Below are 13,412 nucleotides of genomic sequence, written 5' to 3'. Positions count from 1 at the left end.
CCGAAACAAGAGGGGCGCAAGCCCCTCAATTCTTCGAGACAGTGCGCTATTGCCGGGCGTTAGCTGTCTCTCGTAAAGAAGGTGATAACAATGAAAATGAAAAAAAGTTTCGTCGCCCTGTGCCTGACCGCGGGTTTACTCGCCGCAGCGCCTGGGGTTAGCTTCGCTGATGTTAACATTGTCCCGCAAAATACCACGGCGGCCCCGGCCATTCCGGCCTCCGCACTCCAGCAACTGAGCTGGACGCCTGTCGATCAAAGCAAAACACAAACGACCGAACTTGCCACCATGGGCCAACGCCTGAATGTGGCGGGTATCAGCGGCCCGGTGGCCGCATACAGTGTCCCGGCTAACATCGGTGAACTGACGCTCACGCTCAGCAGTGAAGTGAATAAACAAACCAGCGTTTTTGCGCCCAATGTGTTGGTTCTTGACCAGAACATGTCACCTGCCGCTTACTTCCCCAGCAGCTTCTTTACGTATCAGGAGCCGGGAGTGATGAGTGCCGACAGGCTGGAAGGGGTGATGCGCCTGACGCCTGCGCTGGGCCAGCAAAAGATCTATCTGCTGGTCTTCACTACCGAGAACGATCTGCGCCAGACCACCAAACTGATGGACCCGGCCAAATCCTACGCCAAAGGAACGGGTAACGCGGTACCGGATATCCCCGATCCGATAGCCCGTCACGTTACTGAGGGTGTGGTGAAACTGAAAGTGAAAACCAGTAGCGGTTCCAGCGTGCTGGTAGGCCCGCTGTTCGGTTCATCCGGACCAGGGCCCGTGACGGTAGGTAACACTGCCGCGCCTGCCACGGCCTATAGCGCACCGGCAGCTGCACCTGCTGCTGTGGCTGCCGCACCGGCCTCTGCGCCTGCATCCGCCGCGAAAAGTGAGCCGATGCTGAATGATACTGAAAGCTATTTCAACCAGGCCATTAAACAGGCCGCCGCAAAAGGGGATATCGATAAGGCCCTGAAGTTACTGAATGAAGCTGAGCGTCTCGGGTCCACATCCGCCCGGAAAACCTTTATCAGCAGTGTAAAAGGCAAGGGGTGACCGTCTCCCCGCAATGCTGATGTTTGCAACAACTGGTGCGTCGCCTGACGCACCCTTTTTTCTGGCGCAACGACGCTGTTGCATATCTGTTGCGCTTATGAAAACTGAATGAAGTTTCCCCGCCGGAACAGCCTGTTCTGCGATACAATAATGTGACGTTATGTATTGGAGAGTAAGGCATGTCACACCCCGCGCTTACGCAATTGCGTGCGCTGCGCTATTTTGACGCACTTCCCGCGCTCGACCCGCAGCAACTGGATTGGCTGTTGCTGGAAGATTCCATGACGAAACGTTTTGAGCAACAGGGTAAACAGGTATCCGTGACGCTTATCCAGGAAGGATTTGTGACGTCCGATATGCTCGATGGCGAGCGCCACTTGCTGCCTGACGACGCGAGGTACTGGCTGCGGGAGATCCTGTTGTGCGCTGACGGCGAACCCTGGCTTGCCGGACGAACCGTGGTGCCAGAGTCTACGCTGACCGGGCCGGAACTTGCGCTGCAGAAGCTGGGTACCACGCCGCTTGGGCGTTATCTCTTTACATCATCTACGCTGACACGAGATTTTATTGAAGTTGGTCGCTATGACGCGCTGTGGGGAAGACGCTCCCGCCTGCGCCTGGGAGGGAAACCTCTCCTGCTGACTGAACTGTTTTTGCCTGCGTCACCGCTGTACTAAGAGGAAAAAAGAATGGAGTGGAGTCTCTCGCAGGATAAGCTGCTGGCCTATCATCGACTCATGCGCACGGACAAGCCCATTGGCGCGTTGTTGTTGCTCTGGCCAACGCTGTGGGCGCTGTGGGTGGCAACGCCTGGTGTTCCTCCCCTGTGGATCCTGATGGTTTTTGTGGCAGGGGTCTGGCTGATGCGTGCGGCAGGCTGTGTGGTAAATGACTATGCGGACCGTAAATTCGACGGCCATGTAAAACGCACTGCCAATCGTCCGCTGCCCAGCGGGGCGGTCACGGAAAACGAAGCGCGGATACTGTTTGTGGTATTGGTGGTGCTGGCATTTGCGCTGGTGTTGACGCTTAACGCCATGACCATTCTGCTCTCCGTTGCGGCGCTTCTGCTTGCCTGGGTATATCCGTTTATGAAGCGGTATACCCATTTGCCGCAGGTGGTGCTGGGGGCGGCGTTTGGCTGGTCGATCCCGATGGCATTTGCCGCGGTAAGCGAATCCGTGCCGCTGAGTTGCTGGATAATGTTTCTCGCCAATATTCTGTGGGCGGTCGCCTACGATACGCAGTACGCCATGGTTGATCGCGACGATGACCTGAAAATTGGTATTAAGTCGACCGCCATTCTGTTTGGGCGCCACGATAAGCTGATTATCGGCATATTGCAGGTGGCGGTACTGGCGTTGATGGTGGCGATTGGCGCGCTCAATGGCTTAGGCTGGCACTTCTACGGGTCGGTCATTATCGCGGGCGCGCTGTTTGTTTATCAGCAGAAGCTCATTGTGAATCGCGATCGCGACGCTTGCTTTAAAGCGTTTATGAATAATAACTATGTGGGGCTGGTACTGTTTATCGGCCTGGCGACAAGCTACCTGGCGTAATGCGATTTTGCCGGATGTGGCGTTGCCTTATCGGGGCTACTGTAAGCGTATAGCCCAGAGTAGCCCCGATAAGCGAAGCGCATCAGGGAAGTTACTCCCGGATGCGGCGCTTTACTCACTCCGCCTGCGTTGCGCTCTCGATAGTCAAACGCACATCAGAAGTAATCAGCTCTGCTAACAGCTGATACACCGCCAGCGTCTGCTCGGGCTCGGCATCGCCGGTATCGCTGATATACCCTTCATCACGCAGCGTCAGCACCAGAGTACTGAAAACCGCCTTGTCGAAGAATTCCGGCGCATTGATGCCGTGCAGCACTGACAGACGTTGCGCCAGCGTACGGCTCTCTTTCTCCAGCGTACTGCGGTTCATCGCCGGATTTGCGCTCAGCAACCAGAACGTGATGGCATAACGTTGCAGCGTTTCGCGCGCGCCAGCCGCCAGCAGTTGCAGAGTACGGGAATGTACCGGATTGATATAGAGCTGGCCATCCTTCATGGTGATCAGCCCCTGGCGCAGTAATTCCTGTGCGAGGCTCTCCAGTACGCCGGCCAGTTCCTCTTTTTCCCAGCGCAAGAACAGCTCGGCTTTCAGCATCGGGTAGAGCAGTTCAACATGGCGCAGCATTTCGTCCTGAGAGATATGACGATGCTGGGTAATAATGGCCGCCATCAGCGATGGCAACATCAGCATATGCGCAATGTTGTTGCGATAGTACGTCATCAGCACCGCCTGCTCGCGCGGCAGAATGATGATGTCGCCAATCGTGTCTTTCTCAACCTCAAACTTGTTCATCTGCAGGGCGTGCTCAATAAGCGCGTCCGCACTGACGGTGGGCACCGTTGTGTCGGCAGCATAGGGCACATTGCGCATCAGGTTGAGGTAACAGTCCAGTTGCTCGGTGAGCTGTTCACGGGTCAGTGAACGCTGACGTGAGGCCAGAAGCGCAGTACAACAGAGGTTCATGGCGTTTGCCGCACCGGCATTATTAATACGCACCATCAGATCAGCAGCAATAGCATTCACCGTCGGCGTCAGCCAGGCAGGACGGACAGCCTCGATGGGATCGATGGACTCGCGCCATTCCGGCACGCGATGATTCAGATAGTTCATCAGCGGAATGGGCTCGCCAAAGTTGACGTAGCCCTGACCGAGATTACGCAGCTTGCTTAAACCGCGTACCATCTGGGCAAAACCTTCTTTCTCTTTCGTCGCGCCGCGCAGCTCTTTGGCGTAGGTGCCCACTTCCATGACGTGCTCATAGCCAATGTAGATGGGCACCAGCGTGATCGGACGCGTGCCCCCACGAAGCATGGCCTGAATCGTCATTGAGAGCGTGCCGGTCTTTGGATCCAACAGACGGCCGGTACGAGAACGCCCACCTTCCACAAAGTATTCCACTGAATAGCCGCGGTTAAACAATTCACCCAGATACTCGCGGAAAACCGTCGAATAGAGCTTATTGCCTTTAAACGTACGGCGAATAAAGAACGCGCCCAGACGACGGAAAATGGGACCCGCCGGCCAGAAGTTCAGGTTGATGCCGGCAGCGATATGCGGCGGTACCAGCCCCTGATGATAGAGCACGTAGGAGAGCAACAAATAGTCCATATGGCTGCGATGGCAGGGCACATAGACAATTTCATGACCATCATGGGCGAGCTGACGAACACGTTCCGCGTTATGTACATTAATGCCCTGATACAGACGGTTCCAGGTAAAGCCGAGGATACGGTCTGACAGACGGATCATCTCATACGAGAAGTTCGCCGCAATCTCTTCCATCAGCGCAATTGCGTTTTGTTGTGCTTTATCATGGGAGATTTTCTTGCTGCGCGCTTCGTCTTCGACGGCGCGGGCGATGGCTTTGGAGGAGAGCAGCTTATTAAACAGGTCCTGACGGGCAGGCAAACGCGGCCCCACTGCGGCCAGGCGCTGGCGGGCGAAGTGCATACGCGCTACGCGTGCCAGTTTTTGCGCAATGGTTTTGTCTGTCCCGTGCTCGGTTGCCATACGACGCAGCGAAACCGGCGGCGAGAAGCGCACAAAGCTGTCGCGGCCAAGCCATGAGATCGCGAAAAATTTCTGAATACCGTTTAGCATACGCAGCGGCGGGTTGACTTCACCCTTTTCGCGACCTGGAGAACGGCCGAACATCATCGATACAGGCACCATCTGAACATCCAGATCGGGATGGCTGCGGTGCAGATCGAGATAGTCATGGAACAGCTTGATCGACTCTTCTTTAGGCGTGTACCAGGTAAAGACGCGCGGCCCGCCGTGAATAAAGATATAACGCGGCAGCTCCGCTCCGTCGATTTCAAGCGGTTCGAGGGGGTCGGGCAAATCGTGTGCCAGACACTGAGCGCGCAAGGTAAGCAAGTCTGCCTTCGAATTATAAGGCAAAACGTACATAATAGGGCGTGACGTATCGAGTCCTAATTCCTGGGCGGGTTCCGCCGGGATAGACTTGCTTTTTACCAGGACGCTTAATGGTAAATTTAGTAATTTGTAGTAAATTCGTGGCCAGCCGGACATAAACGATGTAAAGCCTCTGGTTAATAATGCCATTGCGCGGCAAGAATATCAGAAAGTCCGCAGAATTTCTTTTCTACCTCTATAAGCTTACATAGACATTGACGTTCATTACATAAAAAGGTTGTTTTTCATGGCCAACAATACCACTGGAATTACCCGCATCATTAAAGCGGCAGGCTATTCATGGAAAGGGGTGCGCGCAGCGTGGATTAACGAAGCTGCTTTTCGTCAGGAAGGTGTTGCGGTCATTATTGCCATCATCATTGCGTCGTTTGTGGATGTTGACGCGATTACGCGTGTTCTGTTGATTGGTTCTGTTGTGCTGGTGATGATAGTGGAAATCCTCAATAGTGCGATTGAAGCGGTGGTTGACCGTATTGGGTCTGAATTTCATGAACTCTCAGGACGTGCGAAGGACATGGGGTCTGCGGCAGTATTAATGGCCATTCTTCTGGCACTGTTTACATGGGTTTCTCTGCTGTGGGGCTATTTTCGATAAGGCTTCCAGAAATGCGTTAAGTCCGCGTTTTTTGCTTAATTTTGGTTTCAAAATCACCTTTAACTGTATATACTCACAGCATAACTGTATATACACCCAGGGGGCGGAATGAAAGCTTTAACGGCCAGGCAGCAAGAGGTGTTCGATCTTATTCGCGATCGAATCAACCAGACAGGTATGCCGCCGACGCGTGCGGAGATCGCGCAACAGTTGGGGTTCCGTTCCCCAAACGCGGCAGAGGAACACCTGAAAGCGCTTGCGCGTAAGGGCGTTATTGAGATTGTATCGGGTGCGTCTCGTGGTATTCGTCTGTTGCTTGAAGAAGAAGAGGATATCGGGCTGCCGCTTATCGGGCGTGTCGCTGCTGGCGAACCTTTGTTGGCGCAACAGCATATCGAGGGACACTATCAGGTCGATCCTTCTCTCTTCAAACCTAACGCTGACTTCCTGCTCCGCGTAAGCGGTATGTCGATGAAAGATATCGGCATCATGGATGGCGACCTGCTGGCTGTCCATAAAACTCAGGATGTTCGTAACGGGCAGGTTGTTGTTGCGCGTATTGACGATGAAGTTACGGTCAAGCGCCTGAAAAAACAGGGTAATACGGTGCAGCTACTGCCTGAAAACAGTGAGTTTTCCCCAATTGTGGTTAACCTGCGTGAGCACAACTTCACCATTGAAGGCCTTGCGGTTGGCGTTATCCGCAATGGTGAATGGCTGTAATACCTTTCTGAGCCGTGGCGGCTGATCTGCTGTCACGGTTGCTTTCCTTTCCTGACAAAGCTTTAACTTCTCCCTTATCCTCCTGATCTCGCTTAGGTTTGGTCTGCATATCTGTTCGGTAATTTCCTTTCTGATGGTTAAAAATTCCGAATAAAGATTCATGGTCGCTATCCTTAACTACAATAATAATCACGTTCAGGATATTTAGAGCGTAACGAAAGGAATAACGCTGTTCATGACCAACGATGAGGAAATTATGATGAATAAAGACGAAGTCAGCGGCAACTGGAAACAGTTCAAAGGTAAAGCGAAGGAACAGTGGGGTAAATTGACTGACGATGATATGACCATCATCGAAGGTAAACGTGACCAACTGGTCGGTAAAATTCAGGAACGTTACGGCTACGCCAAAGATCAGGCAGAAAAAGAAGTCGTGGACTGGGAAACGCGGAATGATTACCGCTGGTAGCCTTCACATCCCCCTCAATGTGTAGACCCCCAATGGCTACCCTGCCCGAACGGTACACGGATGTACCACCCTCAATTTATTTGTCCGTTTAAAAGAGAAAAATCGCGACTAGCGCGATTTTTTTTTCAACTGAATCGTGTGGTCATGATGGCATTCGCCGGGATGTCGGCACGCTTCAACCTCGGCGCAATCAGCGCATAATCCATGTGCTTCAATGACGTTATGGCGCAGCGCAAAACCGCGTTTTGCCGCCAGTGCGTGCATAATATCTTCCACGCCTTCCGCCTGCTCTTCTTTTACCACGCCGCAACGATCGCAGATAAACATCGCGGAGGTGTGCGTCGGTTGATCGAAAAGATGGCAAAGCACATAGCTATTTGTGGACTCCACTTTATGCACAAAGCCTTGTTCTAACAGAAAATCCAGCGCGCGATACACAGTAGGGGGTTTGGCCTGAGGCTCTGCCTCACGCAGGAGATCGAGCAGGTCGTAGGCGCTGATGGCCCCCTGTTGCAGACTCATCAGGCGTAACACTTCGAGGCGCTGGGGAGTCAGGCGCACATTGCGTTGCACACACAGTTTTTCGGCCTGCGCGAGCATCTCTTGCGAAGTGGACTTATCCATAGGCGTTCTCTCATGAAATGGCGACATAAGCCCCCACTTTATCATGTTCTGTACTAAACGCCGAGATCGCGACCGCGCCTTCACCTTTCGCAATCCCCATGTGTCTTCTATAAATATTGATGGTCACTTCATATAACAACATCTTCTGTAACGTTTTATTACATTCCGTAGAAATAGGATGTTTTTTGGATGTTATTCGCAGCAATAGAGCCACCCTGTTCATGTCACAACTAGCAGGGTCATAAACTCATTTGATTACGAGACGCATAACTGTGAAAAACAATCTTAAACTTTCGGTGGTCGCTATCGCTGTCTCCTTTTTCGTGGCAAATCAAGCCGGAGCGGCAAATACCTGGGCAGAGGCACGTAATGATGCAATGGGGGGGACAGGTGTTGCCTCCGCAAATTACGGCAGTGGTGCATTCATTAACCCGGCGTTGCTGGCAAAGGCGAAACCGGAAGACAATGTTACGGTCATCTTACCGACCGTTGGCGCACAGATAACCGATGAGGACAACCTGCGCGATGAAATTAATGATATCAGTGATAAAATCGATTATTACAAAGACATAGTTAATAATCTCACCCTGCGCGAAGTGCTGCTTAACCCTGTTGGGACTGTCGATCAGTTCCAGATGGCGGCAAAAGATCTTGCGGATTCGCTTGATTATCTTGATGGCAAAACCGCGAGTGCGAATGCCGGGGCCGGTATCGCTGTCACTATTCCTAACGATGTATTATCTGTTGCCTTTGTGACTAAAGGCTATGCGCATGCCCGTGTGAGTTCGAATATTGATCAAAACGATATCACCTACCTTCGTAGCATCCAGAACAGTGATACCGTCGCCACGGGAGTTGCCCTCGGCGCTGTTCTCTCACCTAATGGCTCGGACGAGATCACAAAAAATCTTAACTCCACGGCATCAGGTCGTGCGGCTATCATTACGGACTTTGGTATCGCAATGGCGCATCAATTCGACGTGGGCGGCGTTCCTCTTTCCGTCGGCGTTACGCCAAAACTGCAAAAGTCGTGGATCTATAACTACACCACGTCGATTTATGATTACGACAAAAATGAATGGAACAACAGTAAGTACCGCAAGGATGACACGGGCTTTAACATTGATGTTGGCCTGGCGGCGGATTTAACAGATAACGTCACCCTCGGTCTGAGTGGACAAAACCTGGTCTCGCGTAATATCGACACCAAAGATGTTTTTATCACCAATGGCAGAACCGGCGAAGTTAAAAACTACAAAGATACCTACCAGATCAGTCCATTGGTTACCGCTGGAGCGGCGTGGCATAACGATCTGCTGACACTGAGCGCTGACGGTGATCTGACGGAAACCAAAGGCTTTAAGAGCGAGAAAAATTCGCAGTTCGTTGGTGTCGGTGCGGAAGTTCGTCCTCTGAGTTGGCTGGCGGTGCGTGCTGGCTACCGTGCTGATGTGAAAGGTGATGAAAGCAATGTCTTCACAGGCGGTGTCGGTTTTGCGCCATTTAACCGTGTACACGTTGATCTAATGGGGTTAGTCGGTGAGAACAAAACCTGGGGGGCCGGTGCGCAGTTGAGCATGACATTCTGATGCACAATCGGAGGCCTTGCGCCTCCGGTTTTTCTTTGTGGTCAGGCAAATGTCCTCGCTGCCCGGCGGCGGTTCTCTGTGCTATAGTAGCGCCCCTTTTTTACCTAAAGCTCATTTATTCGCCATGTCGCCAGAAAATCAGTCTGCTGCCTATCCCGCTCACCGTTTCTCCATCGCGCCGATGCTCGACTGGACGGATCGCCATTGCCGCTATTTCCTGCGCCTGCTTTCACGCCATACGCTGCTCTATACCGAGATGGTCACCACTGGGGCCATTATTCATGGCAAAGGCGACTATCTGGCATACAGCGAGGAAGAGCATCCGGTCGCATTGCAACTCGGTGGTAGTGATCCTGCACAGCTTGCACATTGCGCGAAGCTGGCGGAGCAGCGCGGTTATGATGAGATCAACCTGAATGTGGGGTGTCCATCCGATCGTGTGCAGAACGGCATGTTTGGCGCCTGCCTGATGGGCAATGCACAACTGGTGGCCGATTGTGTGAAAGCGATGCGCGATGTGGTGTCTATTCCGGTGACGGTAAAAACCCGTATCGGCATTGACGATCAGGACAGCTACGAATTTCTTTGTGATTTTATCAGCACGGTTTCCGGCAAAGGTGAATGTGAGATGTTTATCATCCACGCGCGTAAAGCCTGGCTTTCTGGTTTAAGCCCGAAAGAGAACCGTGAAATTCCCCCACTGGATTATCCGCGTGTCTACCAGCTTAAACGCGATTTCCCGCATTTGACGATGTCGATCAACGGCGGCATTACCTCGCTGGAAGCGGCCAAAACCCATCTCGCGCACATGGATGGGGTGATGGTTGGGCGTGAGGCCTATCAGAACCCGGGCATTCTGGCGCGCGTTGATCGGGAAATTTTCGGCGCGGATGCGGTGGATGCGGACCCGGTAGCGGTAGTACGGGCAATGTATCCCTACATTGAGCGTGAATTGCAGCAGGGAACGTATCTGGGGCATATCACCCGCCATATGTTGGGACTGTTTCAGGGGATACCTGGAGCCCGCCAGTGGCGTCGCTACCTGAGCGAGAATGCCCATAAAGCCGGGGCCGATGTCGCGGTGCTGGAACACGCGCTGAGCCTTGTGGCAAATCGCGAATAATTTCGCTAAAAAATGGTCAAATTCACCAGGCTTCGCATCATGATGCGGAGCCTTTTCTTATATAAATCAATGCACTAAAACTGGCATGTTTCTTGTAATGCATCTTGTAAGTCATAGTCCCGATGTCATTATCTATTATCTGGAGCGCGCCATGCTTGAATTACTGTTTGTTATCGGCTTTTTTATTGTGCTACTCGCCACCGGCGTTTCATTGCTGGGCATTATTGCAGCACTGCTGGTGGCAACCGCAGTGATGTTTTTAGGTGGCCTTTTTGCTTTGATGATCAAGCTATTGCCCTGGTTGTTACTGGCAGTGGCGGTGGTGTGGATTATTCGGGCGCTCAAAACCCCTAAAATTCCTCAATATCAGCGCAATAACCGTTGGCGTTACTAAAGTATTGAGCACTTGATCACAACCTCGACACTTTTCCGGGCGCTTTGCTAAGAAGCGAATAGGATTTACTTATCAAATCTGTCACTATCGCCGCGTTAACGAATTCATCGAGCTGTACCCTACATACAGCCGAACTAAAAAAAGAATGGGCTTCCTTCGGGAAGCCCTAATTCTTTCTACCCCTATGCTTCAAGCCGCAGGCTTAATGGTTGCGCTCATTCATCCCGGTCATTTATTTGAGTAAGCTCCCGGGCATTTACTCACTGGCCGCCTGCCTGCAACGTGAATCATTCGGAGGACCAGGTTTATGGAATCAACAGGCTCGACCCCTGGGTTGCGCGACTTTCCAGAACTTCGTGTGCGCGTCGTGCATCGGTAAGGGCAAATTTCTGCGACTGTGCCACATCCACTTTGATCACGCCGCTGGCAATCAGCGAGAACAGTTCATTGCTGGCCTCTTCCAGCTCTTCTCGGTTCGTCACGTAGCCATTGAGGGAAGGGCGGGTCGCATACAGCGAACCTTTCTGGTTCAGAATGCCCAGGTTGACGCCTGATACCGGCCCGGAAGCGTTACCAAAGCTCACCATCAGGCCGCGGCGTTGCAGGCAGTCGAGAGAGTCTTCCCAGGTGTCTTTACCCACCGAGTCATAGACAACGCGTACTTTTTTCCCACCGGTTATCTCTTTTACGCGCTCAACAATGCTTTCTTCGCGATAGTTAATTACCTGCCATGCGCCAGCTTGCAGGGCCCGTTGCGCTTTCTGCGCGGAGCCGACAGTACCAATTAATTTTGCCCCCAGCGCCTTCGACCACTGGCAGGCAATCAGCCCTACGCCACCCGCCGCCGCATGGAACAGGAAGGCTTCATCAGGTTTAATTTCGTAAGTTTTGCGCAGCAGATAAAAGACGGTGAGCCCTTTCAGGAAGGAGGCGGCAGCCTGCTCGAACGAGATGGCATTGGGCAGAATAGCAACTTTATCTGCCAGCACATTATGCACGGAGCTGTAGGCGCCAAGCCCGGATTGAGCGTACACCACGCGATCGCCTGCCTTAACATGTTTTACGCCAGAGCCCACTTTGCTGACCACACCCGCCGCCTCGGTCCCCAGACCGCTCGGCAACGAGGGGGGGGGATACAGACCGCTACGGATGTAAGTGTCGATATAATTAATCCCTATGGCTTTGTTTTCGACCTGGACTTCATTTTCCGCCGGAGCGGCGGGATTAAATTCGACAGCGTGTAAAACCTCTGGGCCACCATGCTTGTGAAATTCAATTCTTGTCGCCATGCTTCCTCCCGAATGATAATCTTTCGAACCATTCATTACGTTGGTAACTCCATTCACTATGGCAGGAAATAAACCCTTCAACAAACAGACTGAACCCCGCGATTTTCAGGTCGAGGGGATGAAAGTGCCGCCCCATTCCATTGAAGCGGAACAGTCGGTGTTGGGCGGTTTAATGCTGGATAACGAGCGCTGGGACGATGTGGCCGAGCGCGTTGTGGCAGATGATTTCTATACTCGTCCGCATCGCCATATCTTTACTGAGATGCACCGTTTACAGGAGATGGGCAAACCCATTGACCTGATTACGCTGGCGGAATCGCTGGAACTGCAAGGGCAGTTGGATATCGTCGGCGGCTTTGCTTATCTGGCTGAACTGTCCAAAAATACGCCAAGTGCGGCGAACATCAGCGCTTACGCAGATATCGTGCGTGAACGTGCGGTTGTGCGCGAGATGATCTCCGTCGCCAATGAAATCGCCAGTGCCGGTTTCGACCCTCAGGGTCGCACCAGTGAAGACCTGCTCGATCTTGCTGAGTCGCGGGTTTTCAAAATTGCGGAAAGCCGGGCCAACAAAGACGAAGGTCCGAAAAACATCGCGGATGTGCTTGAGGCGACGGTTGCCCGTATTGAGCTGCTATTCCAGCAGCCACACGACGGTGTTACCGGGGTCAACACCGGCTATGACGACCTCAATAAAAAAACCGCCGGTTTACAACCGTCGGATCTGATCATTGTCGCCGCGCGTCCATCAATGGGGAAAACCACCTTTGCGATGAACCTCGTTGAAAATGCGGCAATGTTGCAGGATAAACCGGTTCTCATCTTCAGTCTTGAGATGCCCTCCGAGCAGATTATGATGCGTTCTCTGGCATCCCTGTCGCGTGTGGACCAGACGCGTATTCGTACCGGTCAACTTGATGACGAGGACTGGGCGCGTATTTCCGGCACCATGGGCATCCTGCTGGAAAAACGCAATATTTACATTGATGACTCATCCGGTCTGACGCCGACAGAGGTTCGCTCCCGTGCGCGACGTATTGCACGTGAGCATGGCGGTATCGGGCTTATCATGATCGACTACCTGCAATTGATGCGCGTGCCGTCGCTGTCCGATAACCGTACGCTGGAGATTGCGGAGATTTCCCGCTCTCTGAAAGCGCTGGCGAAAGAGCTACAGGTGCCGGTTGTTGCCCTGTCGCAGCTTAACCGCTCACTGGAACAGCGTGCGGATAAGCGTCCGGTCAACTCCGACCTGCGTGAATCCGGCTCTATCGAGCAGGATGCCGACTTGATCATGTTTATTTATCGTGATGAGGTTTATCACGAAAACAGCGACTTAAAAGGGATCGCTGAAATCATTATTGGTAAGCAGCGTAACGGCCCAATCGGTACGGTACGTTTGACCTTTAACGGACAGTGGTCGCGTTTTGATAATTATGCCGGCCCACAATACGACGACGAGTAAATCTCCTTCCTCCTTCACGCCGCAGCTGCGTTAACTGCGCCCGTTCACCCCGGTCACTTAGTTTACTAAGCTCCCGGGGATGCCCG

The 13,412-nt window shown here is 52.7% G+C and carries 13 protein-coding genes; 10 read left to right on the top strand and 3 right to left on the bottom strand.

Annotation, left to right across the window (positions count from 1 at the left end; translation table 11 throughout):
• Positions 1–90 precede the first annotated feature (90 nt).
• From malM to ubiA, 3 genes are all read left to right on the top strand, one after another.
• Positions 91–1,056, top strand: a complete 966-nt coding sequence (gene malM / locus AB182_RS23440) for a maltose operon protein MalM (RefSeq protein ID WP_047372195.1) — start codon at positions 91–93, stop codon at positions 1,054–1,056.
• A 179-nt stretch (positions 1,057–1,235) separates the two neighbouring features.
• Positions 1,236–1,733, top strand: a complete 498-nt coding sequence (ubiC, locus tag AB182_RS23435) for a chorismate lyase (protein WP_047372194.1) — start codon at positions 1,236–1,238, stop codon at positions 1,731–1,733.
• A gap of 12 nt (positions 1,734–1,745) precedes the next feature.
• Entirely contained in the window at positions 1,746–2,615 is an 870-nt protein-coding gene (gene ubiA / locus AB182_RS23430) for a 4-hydroxybenzoate octaprenyltransferase (RefSeq protein ID WP_047372193.1), read from the top strand.
• Between the two features lie 115 nt (positions 2,616–2,730).
• Here the strand turns inward: ubiA and plsB are convergent, their stop codons facing one another.
• Entirely contained in the window at positions 2,731–5,151 is a 2,421-nt protein-coding gene (gene plsB, locus AB182_RS23425) for a glycerol-3-phosphate 1-O-acyltransferase PlsB (protein WP_047372192.1), read from the bottom strand.
• 130 nt (positions 5,152–5,281) lie between these two features.
• Between plsB and AB182_RS23420 the strand changes: the two genes are divergently transcribed.
• From AB182_RS23420 to AB182_RS23410, 3 genes are all read left to right on the top strand, one after another.
• Positions 5,282–5,650 (top strand): diacylglycerol kinase, encoded by a 369-nt coding sequence (locus AB182_RS23420; protein ID WP_047372191.1) that lies wholly within the window; start codon positions 5,282–5,284, stop codon positions 5,648–5,650.
• A gap of 108 nt (positions 5,651–5,758) precedes the next feature.
• Positions 5,759–6,373 carry a transcriptional repressor LexA gene (gene lexA / locus AB182_RS23415; protein ID WP_047372190.1) on the top strand — a complete coding sequence of 205 codons (615 nt, stop codon included), beginning with the start codon at positions 5,759–5,761 and terminating at the stop codon, positions 6,371–6,373.
• Positions 6,374–6,632: 259 nt separating this feature from the next.
• The gene (locus AB182_RS23410; RefSeq protein WP_039077936.1) at positions 6,633–6,842 is read left to right on the top strand and encodes a CsbD family protein; all 210 of its coding nucleotides are present in this window, start codon (positions 6,633–6,635) and stop codon (positions 6,840–6,842) included.
• Positions 6,843–6,950: 108 nt separating this feature from the next.
• Here the strand turns inward: AB182_RS23410 and zur are convergent, their stop codons facing one another.
• The gene (gene zur / locus AB182_RS23405) at positions 6,951–7,466 is read right to left on the bottom strand and encodes a zinc uptake transcriptional repressor Zur (protein ID WP_047372189.1); all 516 of its coding nucleotides are present in this window, start codon (positions 7,464–7,466) and stop codon (positions 6,951–6,953) included.
• 272 nt (positions 7,467–7,738) lie between these two features.
• Between zur and AB182_RS23395 the strand changes: the two genes are divergently transcribed.
• The 3 genes from AB182_RS23395 to pspG all read left to right on the top strand — a co-directional run bounded on the left by AB182_RS23395 (position 7,739) and on the right by pspG (position 10,572).
• Positions 7,739–9,055 carry a conjugal transfer protein TraF gene (locus tag AB182_RS23395; protein ID WP_047372187.1) on the top strand — a complete coding sequence of 439 codons (1,317 nt, stop codon included), beginning with the start codon at positions 7,739–7,741 and terminating at the stop codon, positions 9,053–9,055.
• A gap of 124 nt (positions 9,056–9,179) precedes the next feature.
• Positions 9,180–10,178: a tRNA dihydrouridine(20/20a) synthase DusA gene (dusA, locus tag AB182_RS23390; RefSeq protein ID WP_047373419.1), complete on the top strand. Its 999-nt coding sequence runs from the start codon at positions 9,180–9,182 to the stop codon at positions 10,176–10,178.
• A gap of 151 nt (positions 10,179–10,329) precedes the next feature.
• A complete protein-coding gene (pspG, locus tag AB182_RS23385) occupies positions 10,330–10,572 on the top strand; it encodes an envelope stress response protein PspG (protein WP_047372186.1) in 243 nt (80 codons plus the stop codon).
• 305 nt (positions 10,573–10,877) lie between these two features.
• On the opposite strand, the gene AB182_RS23380 is transcribed toward pspG, so the two are convergent.
• Positions 10,878–11,861 carry a quinone oxidoreductase gene (locus tag AB182_RS23380; protein WP_047372185.1) on the bottom strand — a complete coding sequence of 328 codons (984 nt, stop codon included), beginning with the start codon at positions 11,859–11,861 and terminating at the stop codon, positions 10,878–10,880.
• A gap of 58 nt (positions 11,862–11,919) precedes the next feature.
• Here AB182_RS23380 and dnaB point away from each other — a divergent pair, with 58 nt between their 5' ends.
• Positions 11,920–13,326 carry a replicative DNA helicase gene (dnaB, locus tag AB182_RS23375; protein WP_047372184.1) on the top strand — a complete coding sequence of 469 codons (1,407 nt, stop codon included), beginning with the start codon at positions 11,920–11,922 and terminating at the stop codon, positions 13,324–13,326.
• Positions 13,327–13,412: the final 86 nt, after the last annotated feature.

This window comes from Phytobacter ursingii, from assembly GCF_001022135.1.
GTDB lineage: Bacteria > Pseudomonadota > Gammaproteobacteria > Enterobacterales > Enterobacteriaceae > Phytobacter > Phytobacter ursingii.
The sequence above is the reverse complement of the archived record's forward strand: the minus strand, read 5'-3'. Positions and strand labels throughout refer to the sequence as shown.

Bases quoted from the DNA above. Each gene is read 5' to 3' on its own strand.
- malM (WP_047372195.1), top strand. From the start codon at position 91: ATGAAAATGAAAAAAAGTTTCGTCGCCCTGTGCCTGACCGCGGGTTTA.
- ubiC (WP_047372194.1), top strand. From the start codon at position 1,236: ATGTCACACCCCGCGCTTACGCAATTGCGTGCGCTGCGCTATTTTGAC.
- ubiA (WP_047372193.1), top strand. From the start codon at position 1,746: ATGGAGTGGAGTCTCTCGCAGGATAAGCTGCTGGCCTATCATCGACTC.
- plsB (WP_047372192.1), bottom strand. From the start codon at position 5,151: ATGTCCGGCTGGCCACGAATTTACTACAAATTACTAAATTTACCATTA.
- AB182_RS23420 (WP_047372191.1), top strand. From the start codon at position 5,282: ATGGCCAACAATACCACTGGAATTACCCGCATCATTAAAGCGGCAGGC.
- lexA (WP_047372190.1), top strand. From the start codon at position 5,759: ATGAAAGCTTTAACGGCCAGGCAGCAAGAGGTGTTCGATCTTATTCGC.
- AB182_RS23410 (WP_039077936.1), top strand. From the start codon at position 6,633: ATGAATAAAGACGAAGTCAGCGGCAACTGGAAACAGTTCAAAGGTAAA.
- zur (WP_047372189.1), bottom strand. From the start codon at position 7,466: ATGGATAAGTCCACTTCGCAAGAGATGCTCGCGCAGGCCGAAAAACTG.
- dusA (WP_047373419.1), top strand. From the start codon at position 9,180: ATGTCGCCAGAAAATCAGTCTGCTGCCTATCCCGCTCACCGTTTCTCC.
- pspG (WP_047372186.1), top strand. From the start codon at position 10,330: ATGCTTGAATTACTGTTTGTTATCGGCTTTTTTATTGTGCTACTCGCC.
- AB182_RS23380 (WP_047372185.1), bottom strand. From the start codon at position 11,861: ATGGCGACAAGAATTGAATTTCACAAGCATGGTGGCCCAGAGGTTTTA.
- dnaB (WP_047372184.1), top strand. From the start codon at position 11,920: ATGGCAGGAAATAAACCCTTCAACAAACAGACTGAACCCCGCGATTTT.